The 26,045-nt window shown below is 56.5% G+C and carries 24 protein-coding genes and 1 pseudogene; 7 read left to right on the top strand and 18 right to left on the bottom strand.

The features are described from left to right. Window positions 1–718 precede the first annotated feature (718 nt). The gene (locus tag RSAL33209_RS02435) at window positions 719–1,960 is read left to right on the top strand and encodes an aminotransferase-like domain-containing protein (RefSeq protein WP_012244028.1); all 1,242 of its coding nucleotides are present in this window, start codon (window positions 719–721) and stop codon (window positions 1,958–1,960) included. On the opposite strand, the gene RSAL33209_RS02430 is transcribed toward RSAL33209_RS02435, so the two are convergent. The 3 genes from RSAL33209_RS02430 to RSAL33209_RS19480 form a co-directional block, all read right to left on the bottom strand. Beyond that, on the bottom strand, window positions 1,957–2,430 hold the full coding sequence (locus RSAL33209_RS02430; RefSeq protein ID WP_012244027.1) for an MFS transporter: 474 nt from the start codon (window positions 2,428–2,430) through the stop codon (window positions 1,957–1,959). The genes RSAL33209_RS02435 and RSAL33209_RS02430 overlap by 4 nt on opposite strands. A gap of 69 nt (window positions 2,431–2,499) precedes the next feature. Continuing rightward, complete coding sequence (locus RSAL33209_RS19485) at window positions 2,500–3,519, bottom strand: helicase domain-containing protein (protein WP_325050092.1); 1,020 nt, start codon at window positions 3,517–3,519, stop codon at window positions 2,500–2,502. Beyond that, window positions 3,509–4,744 carry a HelD family protein gene (locus RSAL33209_RS19480; protein WP_325050091.1) on the bottom strand — a complete coding sequence of 412 codons (1,236 nt, stop codon included), beginning with the start codon at window positions 4,742–4,744 and terminating at the stop codon, window positions 3,509–3,511. The genes RSAL33209_RS19485 and RSAL33209_RS19480 overlap by 11 nt, the downstream gene beginning before the upstream one ends. Window positions 4,745–4,906: 162 nt before the next feature. Between RSAL33209_RS19480 and RSAL33209_RS02420 the strand changes: the two genes are divergently transcribed. Both RSAL33209_RS02420 and RSAL33209_RS02415 read left to right on the top strand, forming a co-directional pair. Then, window positions 4,907–5,755: an alpha/beta hydrolase family protein gene (locus RSAL33209_RS02420; protein WP_012244024.1), complete on the top strand. Its 849-nt coding sequence runs from the start codon at window positions 4,907–4,909 to the stop codon at window positions 5,753–5,755. A 162-nt stretch (window positions 5,756–5,917) separates the two neighbouring features. Then, window positions 5,918–7,141, top strand: a complete 1,224-nt coding sequence (locus RSAL33209_RS02415; protein WP_114597687.1) for a S1 family peptidase — start codon at window positions 5,918–5,920, stop codon at window positions 7,139–7,141. Window positions 7,142–7,207: 66 nt separating this feature from the next. On the opposite strand, the gene RSAL33209_RS02410 is transcribed toward RSAL33209_RS02415, so the two are convergent. The 4 genes from RSAL33209_RS02410 to RSAL33209_RS02395 form a co-directional block, all read right to left on the bottom strand. After that, complete coding sequence (locus RSAL33209_RS02410; protein WP_041685046.1) at window positions 7,208–8,533, bottom strand: dihydrolipoamide acetyltransferase family protein; 1,326 nt, start codon at window positions 8,531–8,533, stop codon at window positions 7,208–7,210. Between the two features lie 11 nt (window positions 8,534–8,544). Continuing rightward, window positions 8,545–9,519 carry an alpha-ketoacid dehydrogenase subunit beta gene (locus RSAL33209_RS02405; protein WP_012244021.1) on the bottom strand — a complete coding sequence of 325 codons (975 nt, stop codon included), beginning with the start codon at window positions 9,517–9,519 and terminating at the stop codon, window positions 8,545–8,547. Further along, the gene (pdhA, locus tag RSAL33209_RS02400) at window positions 9,516–10,691 is read right to left on the bottom strand and encodes a pyruvate dehydrogenase (acetyl-transferring) E1 component subunit alpha (RefSeq protein ID WP_012244020.1); all 1,176 of its coding nucleotides are present in this window, start codon (window positions 10,689–10,691) and stop codon (window positions 9,516–9,518) included. Before pdhA ends, RSAL33209_RS02405 begins: the two co-directional genes overlap by 4 nt. A 131-nt stretch (window positions 10,692–10,822) precedes the next feature. Next, window positions 10,823–11,941: a histidinol-phosphate transaminase gene (locus RSAL33209_RS02395; RefSeq protein WP_041684324.1), complete on the bottom strand. Its 1,119-nt coding sequence runs from the start codon at window positions 11,939–11,941 to the stop codon at window positions 10,823–10,825. Window positions 11,942–12,051: 110 nt separating this feature from the next. On the opposite strand from RSAL33209_RS02395, the pseudogene RSAL33209_RS16825 reads away from it, so the two are divergent. From RSAL33209_RS16825 to RSAL33209_RS02375, 3 genes and pseudogenes are all read left to right on the top strand, one after another. Then, window positions 12,052–13,302, top strand: a pseudogene (locus tag RSAL33209_RS16825) (IS3 family transposase). A gap of 32 nt (window positions 13,303–13,334) precedes the next feature. Further along, a complete protein-coding gene (locus tag RSAL33209_RS02380; RefSeq protein ID WP_012244017.1) occupies window positions 13,335–14,018 on the top strand; it encodes a DUF222 domain-containing protein in 684 nt (227 codons plus the stop codon). Between the two features lie 153 nt (window positions 14,019–14,171). Beyond that, window positions 14,172–14,981, top strand: coding sequence for an isocitrate lyase/PEP mutase family protein (locus RSAL33209_RS02375; RefSeq protein ID WP_041684322.1), 810 nt, complete (start codon window positions 14,172–14,174; stop codon window positions 14,979–14,981). On the opposite strand, the gene bioD is transcribed toward RSAL33209_RS02375, so the two are convergent. The 5 genes from bioD to bioB all read right to left on the bottom strand — a co-directional run bounded on the left by bioD (window position 14,978) and on the right by bioB (window position 19,345). Then, window positions 14,978–15,715 carry a dethiobiotin synthase gene (gene bioD, locus RSAL33209_RS02370; protein ID WP_041684321.1) on the bottom strand — a complete coding sequence of 246 codons (738 nt, stop codon included), beginning with the start codon at window positions 15,713–15,715 and terminating at the stop codon, window positions 14,978–14,980. The genes RSAL33209_RS02375 and bioD overlap by 4 nt on opposite strands. A 72-nt stretch (window positions 15,716–15,787) precedes the next feature. Continuing rightward, complete coding sequence (locus tag RSAL33209_RS17975) at window positions 15,788–16,123, bottom strand: PLP-dependent aminotransferase family protein (RefSeq protein ID WP_012244014.1); 336 nt, start codon at window positions 16,121–16,123, stop codon at window positions 15,788–15,790. 3 nt (window positions 16,124–16,126) lie between these two features. After that, window positions 16,127–16,627, bottom strand: a complete 501-nt coding sequence (locus RSAL33209_RS17970) for an aminotransferase class I/II-fold pyridoxal phosphate-dependent enzyme (protein WP_244862350.1) — start codon at window positions 16,625–16,627, stop codon at window positions 16,127–16,129. A gap of 257 nt (window positions 16,628–16,884) precedes the next feature. Beyond that, window positions 16,885–18,213, bottom strand: coding sequence for an adenosylmethionine--8-amino-7-oxononanoate transaminase (gene bioA / locus RSAL33209_RS02360; RefSeq protein ID WP_012244011.1), 1,329 nt, complete (start codon window positions 18,211–18,213; stop codon window positions 16,885–16,887). After that, entirely contained in the window at window positions 18,206–19,345 is a 1,140-nt protein-coding gene (gene bioB, locus RSAL33209_RS02355; RefSeq protein ID WP_012244010.1) for a biotin synthase BioB, read from the bottom strand. The genes bioA and bioB overlap by 8 nt, the downstream gene beginning before the upstream one ends. An 81-nt stretch (window positions 19,346–19,426) precedes the next feature. On the opposite strand from bioB, the gene RSAL33209_RS02350 reads away from it, so the two are divergent. Beyond that, on the top strand, window positions 19,427–20,059 hold the full coding sequence (locus RSAL33209_RS02350) for a TetR family transcriptional regulator (protein ID WP_041684320.1): 633 nt from the start codon (window positions 19,427–19,429) through the stop codon (window positions 20,057–20,059). On the opposite strand, the gene RSAL33209_RS02345 is transcribed toward RSAL33209_RS02350, so the two are convergent. Genes RSAL33209_RS02345 through RSAL33209_RS02320 form a run of 6 tightly spaced genes read right to left on the bottom strand, consistent with a single transcriptional unit; the run spans window position 20,022 to window position 26,036 of the window. Then, window positions 20,022–20,870 carry an HpcH/HpaI aldolase/citrate lyase family protein gene (locus tag RSAL33209_RS02345; protein WP_012244009.1) on the bottom strand — a complete coding sequence of 283 codons (849 nt, stop codon included), beginning with the start codon at window positions 20,868–20,870 and terminating at the stop codon, window positions 20,022–20,024. The two genes, RSAL33209_RS02350 and RSAL33209_RS02345, sit on opposite strands and share 38 nt — an antisense overlap. A gap of 2 nt (window positions 20,871–20,872) precedes the next feature. Then, the gene (locus tag RSAL33209_RS02340; RefSeq protein ID WP_049758783.1) at window positions 20,873–21,400 is read right to left on the bottom strand and encodes a MaoC family dehydratase; all 528 of its coding nucleotides are present in this window, start codon (window positions 21,398–21,400) and stop codon (window positions 20,873–20,875) included. Next, window positions 21,393–22,052, bottom strand: a complete 660-nt coding sequence (locus tag RSAL33209_RS02335; RefSeq protein WP_012244007.1) for a CoA transferase subunit B — start codon at window positions 22,050–22,052, stop codon at window positions 21,393–21,395. The genes RSAL33209_RS02340 and RSAL33209_RS02335 overlap by 8 nt, the downstream gene beginning before the upstream one ends. A 1-nt stretch (window position 22,053) precedes the next feature. Then, on the bottom strand, window positions 22,054–22,869 hold the full coding sequence (locus RSAL33209_RS02330) for a CoA transferase subunit A (RefSeq protein ID WP_012244006.1): 816 nt from the start codon (window positions 22,867–22,869) through the stop codon (window positions 22,054–22,056). Between the two features lie 15 nt (window positions 22,870–22,884). Beyond that, window positions 22,885–24,057, bottom strand: a complete 1,173-nt coding sequence (locus RSAL33209_RS02325; protein WP_012244005.1) for an acyl-CoA dehydrogenase family protein — start codon at window positions 24,055–24,057, stop codon at window positions 22,885–22,887. Next, on the bottom strand, window positions 24,054–26,036 hold the full coding sequence (locus RSAL33209_RS02320) for an acetyl/propionyl/methylcrotonyl-CoA carboxylase subunit alpha (RefSeq protein ID WP_012244004.1): 1,983 nt from the start codon (window positions 26,034–26,036) through the stop codon (window positions 24,054–24,056). Before RSAL33209_RS02320 ends, RSAL33209_RS02325 begins: the two co-directional genes overlap by 4 nt. Window positions 26,037–26,045: the final 9 nt, after the last annotated feature.

Genomic DNA, 26,045 nt, shown 5'->3' with positions numbered 1-26,045 from the left:
CCGCCTAACCAGTCGACGTATTTGTCCCAGGCTGAACGATGCGGGTCTAACCCCAGTAGTGCCAAGGAGTTGTCAATTTGTTCTTGACTAGGCCGCGGACTGCGGCTCTCCATGTCCTTACCGGGCTTGAAGTAAGCGGTGGCCAGAAAAAGCGGCAGATGTGGTCAGAAAAATCATGACCACATAGGTGGCGGCTCTTTTGAGAAGGTAGAAAAGCATGTGATGAGTACTTACTACTGAGGTTGTTCCGGTCCTCTGCTCTTCGATAACTCATGATCCGGCATTCCCACGCTTCGTTGTGACACCTGTTCAGTCCTCCCGACTGGCTTGCGGTCCGATGCGCAGTTTCACCGCAGACCCCCATTGGTCTGGGCGTGCAACGTTACCGAAGCCTTCCAGCAATTCGGGTAACTGTGCTACGCATCACATTACTGAGAATCTAGCACAGCATTTTCATCGCTGCTGCCTAAGCGGATAAAGGGATTTCGCCGCCGTAACCCGAACGAAATCTTTGACGACAGTCCGTAAACCGGAGCATTTCCGGAGCTAGCGGGCTGTGGCGCAACGAATAGTCACACATCGACTGAACCGGTTGAGTGAAATTTCACCCAGTTCTGCTACCTGTGAATTTTTACTCGTTACTCAAACGTTACATGTTTGTCATCCGAGTTAGAGCTTTTTGAAAACATTTGTTGACCATTAGTGAACTTCACGGGCTATGCTGGAAAATGTGACTCACACCATGGAACCCGCTGACTCGCTGACTGATCTATTCTCACGACGCGCTGCAAATATTAAGCAGTCCGCGGTTCGAGATGTCTTCGAAATATCGATGCAGCCGGGACTCATCTCGCTGGCTGGCGGAAACCCGTATCTGCAATCGCTTCCACTAGAGAAACTTGGCCAGACTGCCGCTAAAATCATTGCTGATCAAGGGCTTGAGGCGCTTCAGTATGGCGGCGGACAAGGTACGCGGGAGCTGCGCGAGCAGATCTGCGAGGTGATGGCTGCGGAAGGCATTATTGATGCCGACCCAGACAATGTAGTGGTGACCGCAGGGTCGCAGTCCGCCCAGGACGTGGCCGCCAAGGTTTTTTGTGATCCAGGCGATGTCATCTTGGTCGAAGACCCCACATATGTCGGTGCCTTAAACACTTTTGAGGCATACGAAGTGGAAGTTGTACCGGTCGCAGTCGACGGCGACGGCCTAGTACCCAGCTCCCTTCGAGAAAACTTGACCCGGCTGCAGGCCGCCGGCAAAAAGGTGAAATTCCTTTACACCATCCCTAACTTCAATAATCCATCCGGGGCAATGCTCACCGAAGAGCGTCGGCAAGAAATCATTGACATATGCCGCGAGGCGCATGTTTTGATTGTGGAAGACAACCCGTATGGCCTGTTGAAATTCGACGGCGAACCCTTGGCGCCGCTGCGCGCTAGAGACGCGCACAACGTGCTCTACTTGGGCTCCTTTTCTAAGATTTTTGCGCCTGGGCTCCGAATCGGTTGGGCACTTGTGCCGACTGAACTCAAGCAGCGCTTCTACTTGGCGAGCGAGGCAGTGACGCTCTGCCCGCCATCGTTCAATCAAATGCTTGTTTCGGCATATCTTCGAGATTATGACTGGAAGGGCCAGATCGAGCAGTACCGTTCCCTGTATCGCGAGCGCTGCGAGACGATGCTCGAAGCGCTGGAAGAACACATGCCTGCCGGCGTGCAGTGGAACCGGCCGGCCGGCGGCTTCTTCATCTGGCTAACCCTGCCCGAGGGCATCGATACGTACCCGCTACTGCACGAGGGCATCGAAGCAGGAGTGGTTTTTGTACCAGGAGCGGCGTTTACCGGCACCGAGCAAAGCAACTCCTTACGCTTAGCCTTCAGCGCGGTGAACTCAGAAAGCATTCGCGAAGGTGTCCGGCGCTTGGCCCCGGTGCTCGCCGCAGCTATCGCGCGAGGTTAGTTGGTCGCCCAAACTTCGCAAGCAGAAATATCAGCGCGATTGAAGCTAGACCCGCGCCGAATGCGAAGGCTACGTAGTTCGAATTCACACCCAGGTTGAGGGCCAATAGTTAGGCCGCCAATTTGCGGAGCTGCTACGGCACCAATTCGACCGATACCCAGCGCCCAGCCCAGCGCAGTGCCACGTAGTCGACTCGGATAGTGAGTGGCGATCGCCGCCAAAAGTAGACACTGAGTTCCGTGTGTGCCAATACCAGCGACGACAAACAGCGCATAGACGACTGCCGTAGGCGGGTTTAGCAACAATAAAAGCAGTGCGACGGCGGCACACGCGGCAGTAACGGCAGCCACTCGCATCGGTCCGAATCGATCCGCCAAAGGTGCCGAAATCAAAGATCCACCGACTGCGCCAAGATTCAATGCGATCGCGAATGTCAGCGCCGAGCCCAAATCGTGCCCAGCAGACTGCACCCGTTGAAGGGTCGTGAAGTGACGCTAACCGCCCATATTAGCGTCACTTCACGACCCCTCAACGGGGTTTCAACTCGTGAGGATCACCAGCTGTTGTGTAGCTCTGGTCATTGCGACGTAGCTATCTACCGCACCCTCTATGCCTTCGCCAAACGACTCCGGATCGACCAAGATCACCAAGTCGAATTCGAGTCCCTTTGCCAATTCAGGCGTCAAGGATCGCACCCGAGGGCTCGCGACAAAGCGCGAGTCGCCAATGACGCACGCGACGCCTTCTGCATGTTTGGCAAAACAAGCATCAAGGATCGCTTCCAGCTCGGCTACTTGACCATGCTGTACCGGGATTCCATTACTACGGATCGACCTGGGCACATTGGCATCTGGAAGAACCGCTCTAATCACCGGCTCGGCCTCGCTCATGACCTCTTGTGGCGTGCGGTAATTGATGCTCAGAGTTGCCATTTCGATCCGGTCGAACCCGACCCGCTCAAGACGCTCCTGCCAAGACTCGGTGAATCCGTGTCTGGCCTGAGCGCGGTCTCCCACAATCGTGAAGCTTCGCGAGGGACATCGCCGGAGCAGCATTTGCCATTGCGCGTCAGTTAGCTCTTGCGCTTCGTCAACCACGATATGGGCAAAAGGCCCAGCAAGCAGATCAGGGTCCGCCGCGGGCACCGACGAATCGTCTACCAGTGCAGCTCGTAAATCCTGACCACGCAACATCGACATCACTCCAAGGGCCGAATCGTCGCTCGAGATCAAATCGCTGACGACGTCGGACATCCGCTCTCGCTCGAATGCGGCAGTCGCTGCTTGACGCTGCCTGCGCCGTGATGCTTCCGGGTCGCCAAGACGTAGCCTTGCCGCGTCCAAAAAGGGCAGGTCAGAAACTGTCCAGGGGCTCGATTCAGCTCGTTGCAAAGCAGATATCTCACTTGCCTCAAGCCAAGGAGCGCACATCCGCAAATAAGCGGGAACTGACCAGAGATCGCTAACAATATCGCTCGCCTCCAGCAGCGGCCACGATTTACCGAACTCGTGTACCAATGCTTGATTTGCCGCAAGCGAGCCGCGAAGCTTACTTTCCACCCCCCTCACAGTGGATTCCGTAGGCATCGAACTCGTCTTTGTCTGGTTGCCAATCGTCTTGATCGTCGTCGAGTTCACCGGCGTACTTATCGATCAGGATCTTGATCAGCGCGTCCCAAATCTGATCACGCGCTTCATTATGCGAAGCACTTGGATCCGCAGAACCGAATGCCTCGGCCCAATCGTCGGCGCTTAGCCACAAATCAGACCACGGCGTCTCAACTAGCATCCCCTTGGTCGGGGGCTTTTCGTAAAGAGCGACGGCGGCGTCAATCGCGCTGACCAACTTGGCGCTCGATTTCAGTTGCGCAACTTCCGCACTGGACTCTTCGGCTACTTGGGCCACCCCGGGCAAAAAATCGCGCAGCGTACAGATTTGCACGCCTTCCTCCCCCAAACTGGGCAGCACATCGGCAACGTACGCCAGATAAGGCTGATGTGGGCCAACAAACAGCACCTCACCGCGGTGATGACCCAACCTCGGGTCCGAGTAGAGCAGATACGCTGTGCGGTGCAGGGCAACTACGGTCTTACCGGTCCCAGGGCCACCATCAACGACAAGTGCGCCACGTGACCCGGCGCGGATAATTGCGTCTTGATCAGATTGAATGGTGCCAAGCACATCTCGCATCTGGGCGGAGCGGTTGCCACCCAGGCTGGCAATAAACGCTGATTGATCATCCAGGGCGGCATTTCCGACCAAACCTTCTTCGGTAAATACCTCATCCCAATAATCGGTAAGCTCGCCTCGCGTCCAACGGTATCGACGCCGGCTTCGTAGACCCATAGGGGTCGCATGGGTAGCGCCAAAAAACGGTTCAGCGGCTGGGCCGCGCCAATCAAGAAGTAGCCGACGACCAGCTCCGTCGGTAAGCCCCAATCGGCCAATGTAAACCGGCCCAGTTTGCTCTGCGTCTACATTTTCGACCCCGACCATACGGCCAAGAGCTAGGTCTAACCCGAACCTTCGCAAGGTGCGAAGCCGCGCGGTCAAGCGATGGATTTCCTGATCGCGGTCCAAGGCGGCCTGCCCTCCGACGCCCGGGGCTTTACGCTCGGCGTCAAGACGCCCAGATAACTGAGCAATCGTTTCTTCAAGGCTTTCAGTAATCACCGCAAACTGCGCTTCGTCACGGGCAATCAGCGCGGGGTCAGCTTTCGCACTGAGGTTGTCGGGAAGGTTGAATGGGCTAATCACGGCGTTCTTCAAATCATTTGCTCCCATCAAGCAGCATTTAGGTGACTGCCAACGTGCAGGATTCTTCTTGGACTGATCATTATCCGGGCCATAGGGGGCCTTGCGGCAAGACCCCCTATCCGGTATAAATTGAAAGTGGAGAGGGTTGTTCTAACGCTCCATATGCCGCAGTCATGATGAACTGAGTCCATGCCCGGTAAGCAGATCAGCCTCCAGACCCAAGATGGATACACCTTGGTGTGTACGGTCTTTGAAGCAGATAATCCAGACGCTGCAACGATCGTGATCGCATGTGCCACCGGAGTGCTAGCCAGTTATTACCGCCGCTATGCCGAATTCTTGCGTGAGTCGGGGTTCAACGCCATCACATTCGATTACCGCGGCATCGGTTTATCTGCTGTTTCGGATCTCAAAGCGCTGCACGGTCATTGGTCAGACTGGGGAAGATACGATCTCGACGCAGTATTGGCTTATGCCGTGCAGCCTTGGAAAACCTCTTTGGTCGGCCACAGCTTTGGCGGATTCGCGGCGGGCCTGGCTCCGCATGCGAGAGAGCTGCAGCGAATTCTGATGGTTGGCGCGCAGCATGCTTACTGGCGGGATTATCAACGCGCCGAACGGCTGAACTTCTGGTATCAATGGCATCTACGCATGCCGCTCCTGACACATAAAACAGGATATTTTCCCGGCAAACGCTTGGGACTGACGGAAGACCTGCCACGAGGTGTGGCCATGGACTGGGCACGCAGTCCCCGTGACTTCACGCGCGGTCAGCCCGAACTCCGGCGAAGCTTTGCCGCAGTCACCGCCCCCATTGCAGCAGTTGCCCCCACTGACGATGCCTTTGCAACCCCGGCCGCGACCAACCGGATGCTGCGCTACTTCAGCTCCGCGCCGTCGTCGAGCCATTTCTTGGCCCCGAGCCGTTATGGGGAGCAAAAAATCGGTCATTTCGCGCTTTTCAACGACCGGTTCAAGCCGACGTTTTGGCACGAAAGCATCGATTATCTTAACGGCGAAAATCCTTGGACGTCATAGCTAAAGTTCAGGGTTTAACCAGTTTCTACACAGGACATTTGGACTTTAGCCTCATAAAACTTGAGCGTTGCAGATCTCAGATTTGCGATGCACCGTTTGCAATCGTTAGCGAGATCAAAGACGATCTTCGCCGTAAAATCGCAAAACATTCAAGGAGTGTCAGTGAAGACATCAACAAACGTTCGGAAGGCTTGTCTTTCCGGATTGGCAACCGTATCGCTTCTGGCCGTAACTTTCGGGGCCACCGCGTTCGGAGCCGCGAACGCTAACGCAGCTGATCCTGCGGATCCGGTACAAGCAGCAGTAAATTACCTAGTAGAACAGGGAGTCAACCGCGATGCAGCGCAGCACCGGATTGATACCCAGGCCGCTCGTGGCGAGTTGGCTACCAAACTAGACAGCATCCTCGGCAGCCATGGCGCAGGCGCTTACACTGACTTTGCCAGTGGAGAGCTTACGGCTTCGGTAACTGACGACGCCGGTGCAGCCTTGGCTTCGGCCCAGGGCATCCGGTCCGTGCGGGTAGCGAACTCGCTCGCTCAGTTGCAGTCTGTCTCGGATCAACTCGCGGCAACATTTGACAGCGCCAGCGGCGCTCGCTGGTCGATCAGCCCGGTGACCAACTCGGTCAACGTAACGCTTCCAACGGCGACGACCGCAACCCCAGCACAGCAGGCAGTCCTTGACGCCAGCTCTTCTGTCATTAAGATCAGCAAGGCGGCTAACGCTGCGCACACTTCGGCCGGCACTGCCGCATATGGTGGACAACGCTACCTCTTCGATAGCGACAGATACACTTGCTCGATTGGCTTCTTCTCCAAGAGCAACAACGACGCTTCGGACATCAAAATTGTCCAAGCCGGCCACTGCACCACAACTGGTGGACCCGTGTCTAAAGACAAAGTGAACCTCGGCAACGACGAGGACAGTTCCTTTGGCTCTGGAAGCTCGACCGATTACGGTTTGATAGACGTCAACACGGCCAACTTCACCGGCAAGGGCGCCGTTGATAAGTACGACGGCACATACCTGAGCGTCAAAGGCTCAACCAATGTTGCGGTCGGTGACACCATTTGCAAGTCCGGTCAAAAGACCAAATGGAAATGCTCCAAAGTTTTATCCACCAATGCAAGCGTCTCCTACCAAGACGAGGGCGTTACCCTGAAAAACATGATTCAGACCAACGGTTGCACTATCCCGGGCGACTCTGGCGGATCAAACCTTTCCGGGAACTATGCGGCAGGTATGACCTCCGGCGGCAATTTACACAAGACCTCGCAGGGCAGCCCGTACTGTGCTTCGCAAGACGGAGATACCGACGAAACCTACCTGCAAAAAGTAGGACCGGCTCTCCAGGCATATGGCGTAAGCCTGTTGACTTCCTAGTCAACGCTTTGAAGTGATTGATGGGGCAGCTCAATTCGAGTTGCCCCATCAATTTTTAACTACCGCTCAATCCAGCAGCAGCGCTGGTTCTTCAAGAATCGCAGCAACATCGCCAAGGAACCGCGCAGCAACATCGCCGTCAACTACGCGATGATCGAAGGAGCCACCTAGCGTGGTGATCCAACGCGGCACTACTTGCCCATCGACAACCCACGGCTTCTGCTTGATGGTGCCAAAAGCAACAATTGCTACTTCGCCGGGGTTGATAATCGGGGTGCCGGTGTCCAATCCCAAAGCACCAATGTTGGTGATGGTCAGTGTGCCATCTTGCATCTGCGCAGGTTGAGTTTTCCCGGCACGCGCGGTCTCAGCCAGCGTGTTCAAGGCAATTGCTAGCTCTTTGAGACTTAGCTCCTGGGCATTCTTGATATTCGGCACCACTAGGCCACGTGGCGTTGCCGCAGCAATACCCAAATTAATGAACTTCTTCAGCAAAATCTCCTGATCAGCCCAGGCCGCATTCGCGCTTGGGTTGCGCGCAGCAGCCCAAATCACTGCTTTCGCGACAATCAGCAGTGGTGATATTTTGACGCCGTCGAAGTCGCTACTCGCCTTGAGCCGTTTGACGAACTCCATTGTTCGAGTGGCGTCGACGTCAACGAATATGCTCACATGCGGAGCACTGAAGGCGCTGCGCACCATGGCTTCGGCCGTTGCTTTGCGGACTCCTTTAACCGGAATGCGCTCGATCAACCCAGCAGCGGAGCCCACGACTGGAATTGGTTCAGTTTGCTGCTGGTAGTCCTGCAGATCTTTTCTGGTGATCTCGCCCCGAAGCCCAGATGCTCGTACCAGGGACAGGTCGATTCCGGAGTCTTGCGCTGCCTTGCGCACCGGCGGGGTTGCCAGTGGACGCGTCACCACTTCGGCCACTGTCGGTCGAGTAAGTTCTGCTGCCAACGGTGCAGTACTAAGCGAAACATCGCGCTTTCGCGCTCGGCGGTGCACTGAATCCGCTTCCGGTCCGGTGCCAACCAAAGGACCGGGTTGAGGCTCATCTGATTCCTCGGCGGAAGGCAGGGTACGTTTCTGTGTCTCCGCAATAATGTTTTCCGGCGCAATATCCACGGACGGATGAGCCAACAAGGGGCCAGCTCCCGCGGCGCCAATCGTAATGATTTCGGTTCCGACGTCGACGGTCTGACCCTCCGCGACCAGAAGCGCACTCACGATCCCCGCATACGGCGAAGGCAGTTCCACTAGGGATTTTACAGTCTCAATTTCAACTAGGCCGTCGTTGATCGCAACTACATCGCCAACTTTGACTTTCCAGGAGACAATTTCCGCCTCGGTAAGGCCTTCGCCAACATCGGGCAATTTGAAGCTGTTCATGGATTCCCCCATCAGTAGGCCATCGCCCGATCAAGAGCTTCGAGCATGCGATCAATATCCGGCAAGTAGTGCTCTTCAACCCGCGCAACCGGGTAGGGAAGATGGAAGCCGCCAACGCGGATCACCGGCGATTGCAAAGAATAGAAAGCTCGTTCGCTGATCCTGGCCGCAATTTCGCCACCCAAACCGCCAAAAGTCGGCGCTTCGTGTGCGATCAAAAGCCGCCCAGTTTTCTGCACTGAACGGGTAACTAGATCGAAATCAATGGGCGAAAGTGAACGCAGATCGACCACTTCAACACTGTGCCCCGCTTGCTGCGCTGCTTCTGCAGTGGCCAGAGCTACCGGAACAAGTGGGCCGTAGGCCAGCAACGTTGCATCGCTGCCTTCCCGAAGGATTTGCGCCTCGAAAGCGCTCCGACCCGAACGTTCGGTATCGACTTCGCCTTTGAGCCAGTAACGGCGCTTCGGCTCGAAAACAATGACCGGATCTGGGCACTCTACTGCCTGCTGAATCATCCAGTAAGCGTCATGTGGATTCGACGGCGTGATGATCCGCAGGCCCGAAGTGTGCGCGAAAAGCGCTTCCGGAGATTCCGAGTGGTGTTCGATCGAACCAATACCACCGCCATAAGGAATTCGAATTACTACCCCGGCGCTCAGCTGGCCTTCGCTCCGAGCATGAATTTTCGCCAGCTGGGTGGTGATCTGGTTGAAGCCAGGAAAGACAAACCCATCAAATTGGATTTCACAAATGGGTTTATAGCCACGTAAGGCCAGACCGATCGCAGTGCCAATGATGCCAGATTCAGCAAGCGGCGTATCAACAAGGCGCTCACCGCCAAACTCAAATTTCAAGCCTTCGGTAACGCGATAAACGCCGCCAAGAGCGCCGATGTCTTCACCCATCAGCAGGGCGCTTTCATCCTGGGTCAAAACGCGGCGCAAGCCCTCATTGATCGCTTTGGCGATCGTCATCGTGCTCACTTTTGCTGCTCCTCAGCGTCAAAGCCCGCCTCATAGTTTTCCCACCAGGCCAGCTCTTCGGCCACCAACGGATGCTGCTCGGCATAAACGTTTTCAAACGACGTTCGGATAGTTGGCATCTGCATTTCCAAGACCGCGCTACGCACCGCCGCCGCCGCTTCTTCGCAGTCCGCACTGACTTGAGCGAAGAACGCATCGTCTGCGTGGGATTCAGTTCGAAGCAGTTTCTCTAATCGAGTCAGCGGATCCCGAGTGCTCCAAAGCTGTTCCTCTTCGCTTCTCCGGTATTTAGTTGGATCGTCAGCCGTCGTATGCGCACCCAAACGATAAGTCACCGCTTCAATCAGCACCGGGCCATGACCATTTCGGGCATGGTCTAGTGCCCATTCGGTGACTGCGTGCACGGCAAGCACGTCATTTCCGTCGACTCGGATGCCGGGGAATCCGTAACCCTTGGCGCGCTCGGCCAGTGGAACTCGAGATTGGACCTCAAATGGCACCGAAATTGCCCACTGGTTGTTTTGACAAAAGAACACTACGGGGGCGTTAAAAGAGGCTGCGAAAACCATAGATTCGTGCACGTCACCCTCAGAACTGGCACCATCACCGAAGTAGGCGATAGTTGCAGCGGGGGCCGCCTCCGGATTCTTGGCTTGATCACGCTGAATACCCATGGCGTAACCAACCGCGTGCAAAGTCTGCGCCGCTAGGACCAGGGTATAGAGGTGGAAGCCGTAATCTTTCGGGTTCCACCCGCCGTGCGAGATACCGCGGAAAAGCTTGAGTAGCTTTTCCGGACCAATGCCTCGGATAAGCGCTATTGCGTGTTCCCTATACGTCGGAAACAAGTAATCCTGCGGTTTGCTTGCCCTACCGGAACCAACCTGAGCCGCTTCCTGGCCAATTTCCGGCACCCAGAGCGCCAACTCACCTTGCCGCTGCAGTGCAGTGGCCTCTTGGTCAAAACGTCGAGCAACTGCCATATCACGATAAAACTGGCGAAGCTGTTCCGGGGCTAGCCTGTCCGCAAATGGAACAAAATCGGCGTCATCACGGCGGGTACCGTCTGCTGCCAACAGCTGAACCATCTGTTCGGAATGGTTTAGCTGTAGTTCGCTCGACGGCGATTCAACAGTATCGAGCTCGGTGCCAGGCAAATCAACGACTGCCATAGCTTCACCTCAAATCTATGCTTTGCGATAGAGATATTCCCCAAACGGAATACATAACCCTTGCGGAATATCTCTCAGACTCAGCTTCTACTCTAACCGCTCAGCAGAGCTCAGCCGCGCTGTGTGAAGCGCTAGGAAGCGAGTGGCGCTTTTGTATAGCTTGCACAGATTTCCAAGAACCTGGTATTTGCTTCAACTTCTCCGATACTTACTCGCACTCCGTCACCAGCGAACGGCCGCACCGCGATGCCATTCTTTTCAGCGAGTGCAGCAAATTCAAGGGAATTCTCCGCTAAATTGAGCCAGATGAAGTTGCCCTGCGCGTCGGGAATATCCCAGCCAAGCGCCCGAATCCCTTCAAGAACCCGATCCCGCTCGAAGACGAGGGTTTGTACCCTTTCGATAATCTTCTCGTGTAATTCGATTGATGCCACTGCCGCTTCTTGCGCTACCGAAGACGCGGTAAAGGGTGAAGCCGCAATGCGCAAATTCTCAGTGATTTCTGGGTTCGAAATGCTGTAACCAATCCGCAAGCCAGCCAATCCATACGCCTTGGAGAATGTACGCAGTAAGACCACATTCGAATACTTGCGGTACATCTCTAGACCCTTGACCATCTGTGGATCCCTGTTTAAGTCGTGATACGCCTCATCGATCACCACGACGACTCGGGCGGGTACCTGATTGAGAAAGTCTTCAACTTCGTCCGTGCGCAAGGCCGGGCCGGTCGGATTATTCGGTGTGCAGAGCACGATGACCTTAGTGCGCTCGGTAATCGCTGCCGCCATCGCTGCCAAGTCATGCCGGCCCCCACTAGCCAAGGGAACCTGCACGCTCTCCGCGCCGGTCAAGCCAACTGAAATTGGATAGGCCTCGAAAGAGCGCCACGGGTAAATTACTTCATCTGGTTCGCCGTTGTCGTTACTACCAGCGAAGACCGCCAGAATCTGATTGAAAGCGCCTAGTCCACCGGTACCCATGACAATGTCTTCAGCTGGTACGTCCAGCAACTCTGCCAATGCGGCTCGCACCGGTGCGGCAGTGGGCTCTGGATAGCGATTGATCGCCTCAAAATCGGAGATTGCCGCCAATACTTCAGGTAGCGGCGGTAAAGGATTTTCGTTAGACGAGAGCTTGTAGCTCTGGATTCCTTCCACCACAGCTGGCGGTTTCCCAGCGGCATAGCGCGGTAGCTTGCCTAGAGCGGCGCGCGGAGTGACAGGAGTCGATTCAAGGTTCTCAGTGCTCACACTCACACTCTAACCGCTCCCTCAGATCGCGGACACTGCCTATTCAACGCAGAATGTGCGTGAATCGCCCCGGCGTGTCCGGAGACTTTCTTGTTTGAGAGGATCAGGACATGGCAGGGAAAACTACGACACGGTATCCGCAGGAGTTGAAGGATCGTGCGGAGATGGAGGGTGCGTCTTCGGAGTGGGCGGCGATGCAAAAAGTTGCCCAGCTTTTGGGTGTGGGTGTGCCGGAAACGGTGCGTAAATGGGTCCGGCAAGCCGAGATCGATGTTGGTACTAGAACTGGAACAACGAGCACGGAATCGGCCGAGCTGAAACGGTTACGGCGTGAGAACGCTGAGCTGAAACGGGCGAACGCGATCCTTCGGAGTGCTTCAGCTTTTTTCGCGGTCGAACTCGACCGCCACAACACTGATCGTGAAATACATCAAGGACCATGCCGGTCACCGCGAGAATAATGGATTGCGGTGGGGTGTCGAGTCGATCTGCCAGGTGCTTACTGGGACGGGGTGAAGACCACCCCGTCCACGTACTACGAATGGGTGGATAAAACACGATCTCACCGAGAACAACGTGATGAGGTGCTCAAGCCCGTGATCCAGAAGGTGTATGCCGCTAATTACGGGGTGCACGGCACCAGGAAAGTCTGGTTGGCGATGAACCGTGAAGGTGTGCCGGTGGCCAGGTGCACGGTAGAACGGCTCATGGGGTTACTTGGCATACAGGGTGCGGTCCGTGGCAAGGTCAAACGCACCACGATCAAAGACTCGAAGGCAGCCCGAGCGAAGGACCTGGTCCGCCGTGATTTCACACCAACGGCACCGGATCGGCTATGGGTAGATGATTTCACCTATGTTTCGACCTGGTCCGGGTGGGTCTATGTTGCCTTCGTGATCGATGCCTACTCTCGGAGGATCCTGGGCTGGTCAGCGAGTGCTTCTATGAACACCGTGCTAGTGCTCAACGCAGTTAATCAGGCAATCTGGAGTCGTGAACGGGCCGGGGCTGAGATTTCCGGGGTGATTCATCATCACGATGCCGGGGCTCAATACGCCTCCTTGGCCTTCACCGAACGCCTGGCCCAGGCCGGTATCCGCCCCTCGATCGGTTCTGTGGGTGATAGTTACGACAACGCCTTGGCGGAAACCATCAACGGGCTTTATAAGACCGAGCTGATCAAACCCGGCAAGCCCTGGCGGACTCTAGAAGAAGTCGAAATCGGCACCGCTGAATGGGCAGATTGGTACAACCACCGAAGGCTCTACCAGTACTGCGGAGACATCCCACCAGCAGAGCTAGAAAACCACTACTACAATCACTACCAGAGCACGGCAGCCGCCGACAGGCTCATCGTCTGAGAAACCCTCCGGACACGCCGGGGCGATTCAAAGTGCTGCTCACGGTGATGAATGCGGGCACCAATCCGCGCGCACAGACCGTAGCGCAACGCAGCCTGGATGATCGTTCGCTTCCGCAAAAATACTTGGACACGCTGACGGATGCCCTGAAGGCAGCGCTGCGAACCGACTTACTTCCGCTTAGCGGCGGATCTAGACCACAATTGTTGGCCACCGCGAGCTTTAAAGAATTGCTCGGCGAGTTCGAAGCATCGAGGGACTCGGGGTTTGGTGAGACAGATTCCACTGAGTCTCCAACATCAGCCAGACTCGCTTTCACAGGCCCGATCAATGCCAAGAACATTCGGGCGCTCGCCTGTGAAGCAGACATCATTCCGATGGTTTTTGGCAGCAAAGGCCAAGTGCTTGACGTTGGAGCCAGCAACCGACTCTTCAACCGGACACAACGCTCTGCCTTGGTAGCCAGAGATAAAGGCTACAGTTTCCCGGACTGCACTATTCCCGCTGCCTGGTGCGAATCTCACCACGTTCAGTGGTGGTCGCGAAATCCCTGGACTGCGGTAGAAAACGGTGCACTACTTTGTTCACATCACCATCATCTGATTCACCAAGACCATTGGCAGATCGAAATGCGCGACGGCGTGCCCTGGTTCATCCCGCCGCCATGGGCTGATGCTCAACGCAAGGCGCGCCGAAATCTCTTCCACCAGATTTGAGCACCACCAGATTTGAGCGCCGCAAGATTGGAGTTCGCGAATCCACATGCGCTGATCTTGCGCCCCTCATGTTCCAGTGCCGCCAATAACTGAACTCGGACGTGACTACTGTCAGGAGGCAGCGGTAGCGTGATGCCATGATCACACCAGAGAATTCAAACCCTCCGATCAAAGAACTCAGCACAAAAGAACTTCAGTGCAAAAGGTCAACGGCTCCTTGATCTGCACAATGCGGCCGAGATTCTCCAGGTAATCAACGTTTGGGATGTCGTCTCAGCGAAAGTCATCGCGGACCTTGACGGCAGCCAAGCCCTCGCTACGGCGAGCCACTCGATTGCCGCTTCTTACGGTTATGAAGACGGCGAAAAAATCCCTCGTGAACTGATTATCGAGGCTGTTGGGCGCATCGTGGCAGCCACGAACTTGCCAGTTAGTGCGGATCTTGAAGGTGGCTATGGCGATGCGTCCGAGACTATCCGGCAAGCGATCGGCGTTGGCATTGTTGGCGCTAACTTAGAAGACCAGTTGAAGCCTTTCGATGAAGCAGTCGGCGCAGTACGTGCCGCGGTCAAGGCCGCGGAGGTTGAAGGCGTCCAGTTCGCACTCAATACGCGTACCGATGTTTTCGCCAAAGGGCCCAAAGATGCGGATAAGAACGAGCAATTAGCGGAAGCCATTAAACGCGGCCAGGCTTTCTTGGCTGAGGGCGCAACAAACGTCTTCGTTCCAGGTCTCTTCGACGCGGCAACCGTATCTGCTTTAGTTGAAGGAATCGGCTTCAATAAAGTTTCGCTCATCGGCGTATCTGGCTCCCTTGCGCCCGCGGAGCTCAAGCAACTAGGTATTTCACGAATCTCATACGGACCGCTGACCCAGCGTCTAGCCCTTACCGCCTTGCAATCCGCGGCCAAAAAGCTTCTGGCTGGCGGCGTACTACCGGACGGTATCAAAGCACTCAACTAGCTTCTGGGCGTACTCCAAACGGCTTCTGGCTCAAACCACAATCCGGCAGCTTCACAAAACGCTTTGGCCTGCATTTTTGCGACGCCGGCCGGAACTTGCGCCAAAAGCTTGTTTCGGCTGGCTGCAAAAACTTCTTGATTACTCCGCTCAACAACATTCGGAATCGCAGGCACACTACCAAGTACCACCCCAACAAGGTCAAGCCCGCGCGTCTGCAATGCTTCGATAGTCAGAGCGGCGTGATTCAAGGTGCCTAATCCGGCCCTGGCCACCAGCACTACGCCAGATTCTGACGCCGTTCCGTTTCCAGCGGCTAGGGCGAATCCAGCGGCTAAGTCTGCAAGCGTTCCGCCGGCACCGTCCAATTCGACCAACAGCCCGCCGGAACCTTCAACGAGAACTCGGTCGAAGCGCTGACTGAGCTCAACCACATTCCTCACGTGCGATGCCAAGCTTGGTAGCTCGCGATTTTCTTTCTCGGCAGCCGCGACCGGAGCCATCGGCGCCGAGTACCGTGCGCCTTCGAAAGTATTTTGCACGCCAGCCAGCCTGGCTACTTCGGCCGTATCCCCCGCTTCGCCGGCTTCAACACCGGTTTGCACCGGTTTATAGATCGCTACTGAACCTACCTGCGCAAACACGGCAGCGAGCGCCGCGGTGGTGATGGTTTTGCCGACGTCGGTATCTGTTCCGGTGACAAACACAACCTTGGGCAGCGCTAAAACATTTTTCATGGCACCTCCATTCATTGAATCTCCCGGGTCGCACGCGCCCAAAGCCGGGCAAGGACAGCTGCCTGCGCAGCTTCAGCTGGAGCAACATCCGCGCGCGGTGAATCGAAGTCGGGAGATTCCGTCCGGCACACTGGGCGGTCGAAAGCACCCAACCAGAATGCCTTCGGCACGAAGTCGCAAACTGATTTTTTCTGCCTGAGCCGCATTGGCCATTCGCAGCGACTGCACGGCGCCAGCGGAGGCCTCGATTCCGGCCGCCTGCGCAATTGCTCCGGCCACCTGGTGTAGCTTTGCTACCCTTTGGGGTTCGACGGCGATGATCTGGCACGCTGCCGCTGCCGCTGAAGCCGGCGCAAGCGCGGTATCAAAAATACAGTTGCGGGCCGTGTTCAGTAAATGCTCACGCACCAGCTAACCGGCCAGCACCGCTCCCCCTTGCGCTCCCAAAGATTTCGACAACGTCACGGTGGCTACTACGTGTTCCGCTTTGGCCAGCCCGGCCGCCCAGACGCCACCCCGGCCGGAACCGCTTACGCCAAGACCGTGCGCCTCATCGACAAGCAGCAAAGCGTCAAAACGGGCGCATAATTGCGCTAATTCTCGTAACGGTGCCGCATCGCCTAAAACTGAATAGATCGATTCAACCACCACCACTGCGCGGGTTTCCTGGCGAACCTGCAACATCATTTCTAATGCGCGCAGATCCGAATGTGGAAAGACCTCGACTCTGGCCCGAGACAACCTCGCCGCGTCAATCAAAGAAGCGTGTGCGTGTTCATCAGAAAAGATCACCGCCCCGCGCCCAGTCAGCGCGGTGAGAGCACCCAGATTGGCCAAATACCCGCTAGAAAATATCAAAGCCGTTGGGCGATCAGTGAGCGTGCAAAGCGCGCCCTCCAATTCAGCGTGCACGGCGTGCCTACCGGTGACCACCGGGGAAGCCCGCGAGCCACAACCGTATTCACGCAGCGCAACCGTCGCGGCTTCGATAAGTCGCGGATCGCGCGAAAGACCTCAATAGTCGTTTGAGGCTAAATCCAGAAACCCACCAGGGCGTTGAAATACTTCAGTTCGACGCCGTCTGGACAACTCAGCACGCTCGGTGGCCGCAGCAGCGAGCCAAGTCGCCGTCGCACCTTGCAACCAGGTCCCGGTCAACTGACTAACCATTAGCCGTGCACCTCAGCCACCGCAGCCACCATTGCTTGGGTGATCTGAACCGTGTCCTCAGCCGAACTGACGTATGGCGGCATCGTGTAGACCAAGTTTCGAAATGGCCGCAGCCAAACACCATTTTCCAGGCCGACCCGGGTCACCGCTGGCACATCAACCGGCACGTTGAGTTCCAAGACACCCACCGCCCCCAGGGTGCGGATCTGCTGAACACTCGTGAGCTCAAGCGCGCCCACCAGACCAGACGTCAATTGCGCATCGATTTTGGCCACCTGGGTTTGCCAATCCTTAGTCGCGAGCAAATCAAGCGAAGCATTGGCGGCAGCGCAGGCAAGTGGGTTAGCCATAAATGTTGGTCCATGCATCAAAGCACCCAATTCAGAACGGCCCAGTACCGAGGCAATCTCGGCCGAGCACAACGTTGCGGCCAGGCTTAGGTATCCACCAGTTAGCGCTTTGCCAAGGCAAAGAACATCCGGTAAGACCCCGGCCCACTCAGCAGCAAATAGTGTGCCCGTCCGGCCAAAGCCCGTTGCAATTTCATCAAAAATCAGCAATAGTCCCGTCGAATCTGCCAGCTCGCGCAAAAGCTGCAAACACTGCGGGTCGTAGACGAACATGCCACCGGCACCTTGCAACACTGGCTCGACGATGATGCCGGCAAGTTGGTGCGCATTGCGGTACACCAGCTCGGTTACCTCAGCAGCCCAGGCACTCAGTTCGTCCGGGTCGGCAGAAAGCTGACTATGGTGAAGAGTGGCGGCGGGAGGCCTGGGTGCAAAGACGTTGGCAGCGAGCTCACCGGGAAACTCGGTGTGCAAACTGCCGTCGGGATCGCTGACGCCCATCGCGGCAAAAGTGTCCCCGTGATAGCCGCCGCGCAAAGCCAAAAACTTCTGTCTATCCGGTAGACCCTGTGCGCTCTGATACTGCAACGCCAGCTTGAGTGAAACTTCCACCGAAACCGACCCAGAGTCCGCAAAAAAGACGTGCTGGAGAGGCTCAGGGCTCATCTGCCGAAGCTTTTCGGCAAGCTCGACGGCGGGTTCATGAGTCAAACCGCCAAACATTACATGACTGAACTCAGCCAGTTGTGCCAAAATGGCGCGATCCAAAACTGGGTTTCGATAGCCATGCACCATGCGCCACCAGGAGCTCATGGCGTCGATCGCTTCATATGATCTGCCGTTGTTGTCACGCAAGCTCAGCCGGACGCCGCTAGCTGATTCAACAGCATACGGGGCAACACCGTTCAGCGGCGCATAAGGATGCCAGAGCAGTCCGCGATCACGGTCAATGAGTCCGGCCAAGCTGGTATCAGGCATTGGGTTGCAGTTCAGTGCCGGCGCCTCGTTTTCGCAACACCGGCTCCACCCCGCCCTGCGGGGCGCTCGCCCTCGGATCCAAGATCACGAAGCCACCGTCTTCAATCATTGCGAGATCTTCAGCCGCCGATTGGCCTTCGCTGGTCAGATAGTCACCCAAGAAGATCGAATTTGCTACGTGTAGCGCCAAAGGTTGCAAGGAACGTAGATGCATTTCCCGGCTGCCCGCGATGCGCAGCTCGCTACGCGGCGCGACGAAACGAGCAACACACAGAATCTGCAAACATTTCACTGGCGTGAGTAACCAGGTATCCGCCAACGGCGTGCCTTCAAAAGGCATCAAAAAATTCACCGGAACCGATTCGCTGCCCAGCTCGCGCAGTGCAAAAAGTGCATCGATCAGCTCTTCATCGCTCTCGCCCATCCCCACGATCAACCCAGAGCAGGGCGACAGCCCAGCGGCTTTGGCCGCTTTCACGGTATTGGTCCGGTCGCTAAATTCGTGCGTGGTGCAAATCTCCGAGTACTTTTCTTCACTGGTATTTAGATTGTGGTTATAGGCATCCACACCGCAAGATTTGAGCCGCTCGGCTTGCCCTTCTTTCAAAATGCCCAGGCAAGCACAAACTTCCGCTTGCGGATTGCGAGTCTTGAAATCGCCAACCAAACCAGCCACACGATCCACGTCTCGGTCGCTAGGACCACGCCCGCTTGCCACAAAACAGACTCTCGATGCGCCACCGGCAAGGCCCTGTTCCGCTTGATCGATAGCGTCTTCCGACTTGAGCCAGCTGTACTTGAGAATCTGGGCAGCCGAACCGAGACGTTGGGAACAGTAAGTGCAGTCTTCTGGGCAAAGTCCAGATTTGAGATTGACTAAGTAATTCAGCTTCACAGAGTTGCCAAAGTAGGCGCTTCGCAAGCGCGCCGCGGCCGCCAACAGGCTGAGGTAGTTCGCCGGATCTGAACGCAGAAGCACCAAAGCCTCGTCCCGGCTGAGCTCAACACCAGAAAGCAACCGATCGGCCAGGGCATCAAACTGGTTAATTTCAGCTTCGTTGAACGCGGTGTCTTGTGTGCGCGACGCCGGATTATTGAACAGTGCTTCATTGGCCATAGCTTTATTGAACACTGTTCAAATCAATAGAGCAAATGCTTAAGGTCAACTCTCGGCCCGCAATGCCATAAGGTTTTTGTCAGGAGGTTTAGCGCTGTGCTCACACGAGAACGAATAGTCGACACTGCATTCTCAGTGCTGCAGGAGTACGGACTTGCTGATCTATCCATGCGTCGACTAGCTAAGGAACTTGGCGTTCAGGCCGGCGCACTTTATTGGCATGTACCCAATAAACAAGAGCTGCTCTACGCCGTTGCAGAATTAATTGTCGCGGACCTCCCCTCGGCCACCGCAGCAGATTCCGCCCACGAAATTGCCCTCGAGTTACGGGCAAAATCACTGTCGATAAGAGATAGCGCTGAAGTCATTGCGCTCGCCCAAGCGCTACAGCCCTACCAATTGCGACCTTTCGCCAGGCTTCGAGAGCTGCTCGATGCCGATCCAGCCGATTCAGATTCGATCAAGACAAATTCGGTCAAGGCAGATCTGGTCAAGGCAGATCGGCCCAATACCCAAGGCTCCCGGGTATTGATTCATTTTATTTTGGGCGCCCTCATGGAAGAACAAACCCGCTCCAGCCTGGCCGACGTCTGTGCCGGCCAAGTAAGTGCCGACCAGATAAGCGCAGGGCGCCTCAACGCAGCGCATCCTGAGGCCGAAGCTGCTTTCGACTACGGCATTGAAGCGATCCTTAATGGGCTCGCCGCAACACCTGCTCGGCGTGCTTGAGTACTGGCCCGTCGATCATCTGTCCTTTGAACTGGAAGACACCATTACCAGCCTGCGCCGCCGCAGTTAGCAACTCCTCGGCATCGGCGACTTGCGTAGCTGAAGGCGCATACCCAGCGCTGATCACTGCTACTTGGCTAGGGTGAATGCACGCCGTGGCCGTGAAGCCCGAGGCCACGGCGTCGTTCACCTCAGCAGCAAGTCCGTCAACGTCCGGAATATCCAGATACACCGCATCAACTGCGTCCTTGCCAAAAGCGCCGGCCGCCAGCAGAACCTGCGAGCGTGCTTGCAACGCCACCGCCCGGTAGCGACCATCGGCAAACCGCGATGAAGAGCCACCCAGTGATGCCACCAAATCTTCGGCCCCCCACATCAGGCCAACCACATTCGGTTCTTGCGCAATCTCCGCAGCACGCAGCACGCCCAGCGCAGTTTCACACAGTGCAATAACTCGGATCGATGCCCTAGGCTGCACGCCGTGATCTGCAATGATTCGCAGTTGCTCAGCGGACTCCGCTTTGGCCAGCATCACAGTGCGGTAAGCACTCTGGGAGACAGCGTCCAGGTCGAGCGCAAAATCCGAAGTGCCAGCCGCGTTGATCCGCACAATTGTCCGCGCCGGATCCAACGGATTCTCCAGCAAGAACTTTCGCGCCTGAGCTTTGGCATCTGGTGCTACTGCGTCTTCTAAGTCCAAGATCACGGCATCCGCCCGTTCCAGCGCCTTCGCGTAACGTTCGGGGCGATCTGCTGGGCAGAACAGGATTGCCGGACCCATAGTTAGCAGAGTATCTGCAAATTGATTCATGGCTAGTGCTTCTTTGTCGCTGCAGCCAAGGCGGCTTCGGCGTTTGCCCACATCAGGCAACTCCTGGTCGCTTCGGCAACCACTAGGCCGTCTTGATTTTTACCCAAAAGCTTCATGGTCGCGATGCCTTGCCCAGGCCGTGATATCGAGCGCCGTTTTGCCGTGACTACCGTTTCCGCGTACAGCGTGTCGCCGTGAAACACCGGATTCGGGAATCGCACATCGCTGAGGCCTAACTGACCGATGATGGTGCCTTGCGTCAATTGCGCCACGGACAAACCAACTACGGTCGACAGCGTGAACATTGAATTCACCAAGCGCTGACCGAAGGTTTGGAGGGCACTCCAAGCCGCATCCAAGTGTAATGACTGGGTGTTCATCGTGAGCGTGGTGAAAAGTACGTTGTCTGCCTCGGTGACGGTGCGACCCGGGCGATGCGCATAAACGACGTCGGTCTGCAGCTCATCGAGAAAAAGGCCCCGCTGCTCGATAATAGGCAGCGGTGCGAGAACGGGTCGGGAATCAGACATCGAGTTCAACTTTCAGCGGGGCACCGGTGGCGGCAATAACTTCTTCGACCGAAAGCCCAGGCGCTACCTCGCGAAGCACCAAACCTTCGCCAGGAACGACGTCGATCACGGCGAGGTCGGTAATGATCCGGTTGACGCAGCCTTTACCAGTCAAGGGCAGCGTGCATTCGGCCAAAATCTTCGGGTTTCCGTTCCGATCGACATGCTCCATCATCACGATTAGCCGCTTGGCACCAAAGACTAAGTCCATTGCGCCGCCCATACCTTTGACCATTTTGCCCGGAATCATCCAGTTAGCCAGGTCACCGTTTTGGACTACTTCCATCGCACCAAGCACCGCAACATCGACGTGCCCGCCACGGACCATGCCAAAGGAGGCCGCCGAGTCGAAGAAGGCTGCGCCTTTATTGACGGTCACGGTCTCTTTGCCAGCGTTGATTAAATCGGGGTCCACCGCGTCTTCGGTCGGGTACGGTCCAGTACCCAGAATCCCGTTTTCAGAATGCAGCACTACCTCGACGTCGGCCGGGATGTAGTTCGGAATCAGCGTCGGCATACCGATGCCAAGATTGATGTATTGCCCATTTTCGAGCTCTTGGGCTACTCGTGCGGCCAGTTCGTTTCGAGAAAGACCTTTTGTTTCCGTCGCCATCTCAGCCTTCCACTACTTGGTTCTGCCCGGCAGCAATTTTCTCGGTATCGGCCGAAGATGCAGAGACGGTCCGTTTTTCGATCCGCTTTTCGGCATGCGCCGAACCGGCGGGCACATGCACCAAGCGCTGGATAAAAATCCCTGGCAAGTGAATGTGCTCCGGGTCCAATTCGCCCGGCTCCACGAGTTCTTCGACCTCGGCAATAGTGATCTTCCCCGCCATTGCGCAGAGCGGATTGAAGTTCATCGCGGTGGCGTGGAACACCAAGTTGCCGTGCCGATCGCCTTTGGCCGCGTGTACTAGCGCGAAGTCTGGCGTGAGTGAGTCTTCAAGGACATACTCAGCGCCGTTGAACTCGCGAACTTCTTTAGCCGAAGACGCGATCGCAACATTGCCCTCGCCGTCGTACTTTTGCGGCAAACCACCCTCAGCTACCTGCGTGCCCACTCCGGCGGTGGTGAAAAATGCCGGAATTCCGGCACCGCCAGCGCGTAGTTTCTCGGCCAAGGTTCCCTGCGGGGTAAGCACAACTTCGAGCTCACCCGAAAGGTACTGCCGAGCAAATTCCTTATTCTCGCCCACATAGGAAGAGACGGTCCGACGAATTCGGCGGTCGTTGAGCAAAATGCCCAACCCCCAGTCATCCACTCCGCAGTTGTTGCTCACCGTTTCCAGATCCGTACTGCCTTGCTTATGCAGCGCATCGATGAGTGCTACCGGAATACCGCAAAGCCCAAAACCGCCGACGGCGAGTGAAGCACCGTCAGGAATGTCGGCCACCGCTTCAGCAGCGGTTGGCACAGTCTTATCGATCATCTTTGCTCCCCTGTTCTACAAACCTAAATCGCGGGCGATGAGCATGAGCTGAACTTCGGTGGTGCCTTCGCCCACTTCAAGTATCTTAGAGTCGCGGTAATGGCGCGAGACTCGGAACTCATTCATAAAGCCGTATCCGCCGAAAACCTGGGTGGCATCACGCGCGTTGTCCATCGCTGCCTCACCAGCAATCATCTTTGCGATAGCGGCTTCGGTTTTGAACGATTTGCCGGCCTGCATCCGGGCTGCGGCATCGTAATAGGCCAGGCGGGCAGTGTGCGCACGGGCGGCCATCCTGGCGATCTTGAACTGGATAGCCTGGTATTTGCCGATGTTGTTGCCGAAGGCCATCCGCTCTTTGGCGTAGCGCACCGATTCATCAACGCAACCTTGCGCCGCGCCGGTGGCTAAAGCGGCAATCGCGATCCGGCCCTCATCCAGAATGGAGAGGAAGTTGGCATAACCGCGACCTTCAACGCCCAGCAGATTCGCCTCTGGAACTCGAACGTCAGCCAGCGTCAACGGATGAGTGTCCGAGGCGTTCCAGCCAACTTTGTTGTAAGCCTTCTCTGCCTTGAATCCTTGAGTGTTGGTGGGAACCAAGATGGTAGAGATCTCTTTTTTGATGCTGCCGTCAGCCCGGGTACTCTCACCTGTCACCGCGGTCACCGTCACCAGACGGGTGATATCGGTTCCCGAGTTAGTGATGAATTCTTTGTTGCCATTGATAATCCAGCTGCCATCTTCAAGGCGAGCCTTAGTTTTGGTACCGCCAGCATCTGAGCCGGCTTCCGGCTCGGTCAGGCCGAAGCCAGCGAGTGCCTGACCAGAGGCGAGCATTGGCAGCCACTGTTCTTTTTGCGCCTCCGTGCCAAAGCGGTGGATCGGCATCGCACCGAGCGAGACACCGGCCTCCAGCGTGATCGCCACCGACTGGTCTACTCGGCCCAATTGCTCGAGCGCTAAGGCCAACGCAAAGTAGTCGCCGCCCATGCCGCCATGCTCTTCAGGGAACGGCAAGCCGAACAGGCCCATCTCGCCCATCTGTTTGACCACTTCGTAAGGGAAGCTGTGCTCTTCATCGTGCTTTGCCGAGACTGGAGCAACAACTTCGTCCGCGAAGTCGCGCACGGTATCGCTGAGATCCTGGTAGTCCTCACTCAGTCCGTAACTGTCTGAAGTGGTCATGATTGCTCCTGGTTCTGGGCTGATCCTGCTGGATTTTGTTCAAGTGGGTGGATGCTAGCCAAGATTTGATTGGCTTTCACCAGATTTCCGGTGCTGACGGAAAGCTTGACGATGCCGGCTACTGCCGCGACGAGTTGGTGTTCCATCTTCATCGCTTCGACGGCGAGCAACGTCTGGCCTTCGGTGACTTCATCGCCGTCGGCAACCAATACCGAGACCACGGTGCCGGGCATCGGCGAGCGCGCCTCCGGGTCTACGCTGCCTTCAGCGCGAGCCATTGATGCGTTTTTGGCCTCGACAAGTTCCTGTCGGCTGCGTTTGCGCAAGGCAAAACTGACGCCGGCTGAGCCTAGCCAGAGAGTTTCCGTTGCCGGGTCGAACGCATAGTCCCAGTGCGTGCGTAGGCCGTCCGCGGTCAAAGCCAACTCACCATCATGCACTTCTAGTGCGCCGTCGCTAACGGTTACTTGATGGTTTTCTCTTCCGTTTACTATTGAGAAACTGAGCGGGCGGTGGGCACCCATCCGCCAGCTGTTCGCTGAGCCCCACACGGAATCGGTGATCAATTGAGCGGCAAAAAATTGCGCGGCGGCTTGTAGCTCTAGCTCGCCCGGTGCTGCGAAGACGAAATCAGGCATCTTGCGTTCGATCATCGTAGTGTCTAGCCGTCCGGCACGGACATCGGCGTCGTTGATCAAAAGCCTTAAGTACTCGGTGTTGGTCTTCACACCCAGAACCAGAGTTTCGGCAAGCGCTGCGTCAAGCTTGCTCAGCGCGGCGTCGCGGTCCGGTGCCCAAGCAATCACTTTCGCGAGCATCGGATCGTAATTTGAGCTGATCTCCAGCCCTTCTAGCAGCGCCGAGTCATTTCGTGCCTGTGCAGATTCGGCCAGTGAAAGCACGGTTCCGGTTTCTGGCAGAAAGTCTTGTTCCGGGTTCTCAGCATAAAGTCGTGCTTCGATCGCGTGCCCGGTGAGCACAATGTCGTCTTGGTTGAGCGTTAGGTGCTCCCCCGCAGCAATCCGGATCTGCCATTCGACCAGGTCCAAGCCAGTGATCATTTCGGTCACTGGGTGCTCAACTTGCAGTCGAGTATTCATCTCCATGAAGAAGAACTCATCCGGTGCATCGTCGGATACCAAAAATTCCACCGTGCCGGCACCAGTATAGCTCACGCTACGCGCTGCATTGCAGGCCGCTTCGCCAATTCGGGCCCGGGTGGCGGCATCCAATAACGCGGAAGGCGCCTCTTCGATGACTTTCTGGTGCCGACGTTGCAGGGAGCATTCGCGCTCGCCTAGGTGGATCACGTGGCCAAAGTTGTCGCCCAGAATTTGCACTTCAATGTGGCGAGGCGTGGCAACTAAGCGCTCCAAAAAGAGCGTGTCGTCGCCAAAGGCTGAGGCAGCCACCCGGCGAGCTGTTTTCAAGGTTTCGGGTAATTCCGCGGTGTCGAAGACCGAATGCATGCCCTTGCCGCCGCCGCCAGCCGAAGGCTTGATCAGAATCGGGTAACCGATGCTGCCCGCCGCTTCAATGAGCGCCGCATCGGACAAACCGGGCTCCGCGATACCGGCGACCACCGGAACCTGGTTTTCTTGGACATGGTTTTTAGACCGAATCTTGTCACCCATGACATTCAGGGCTTCTAGGTTCGGGCCAATAAAAGTAATTCCCGCCGCTGCTAACGCCTGGGCAAACGCCAAATTCTCGCTGAGAAAGCCGTAGCCAGGATGCACTGCTCGAGCACCGGACTTTCGGCAGGCCTCCAGAACCGCTTCGATATTGAGATAACTCTCAGCAGCCGCTGCGGGGCCAATCCGCACTGCGGTATCTGCTTCTTGCACGTGCCGGGCACCGGCGTCGGCATCGCTGTATACCGCCACCGAGCGGATGCCCATGCTACGGAGCGTCCGGATTACCCGGCAAGCGATCTCGCCGCGGTTGGCAACTAAAACTGTATGGAACATCGCAGTCATTTTCCGCCC

Origin of the sequence: Renibacterium salmoninarum ATCC 33209 (genome assembly GCF_000018885.1) — a bacterium.
GTDB classification, from domain to species: domain Bacteria; phylum Actinomycetota; class Actinomycetes; order Actinomycetales; family Micrococcaceae; genus Renibacterium; species Renibacterium salmoninarum.
Note: the sequence above shows the minus strand (reverse complement) of the source record. Positions and strands in the feature narration are given on the sequence as shown.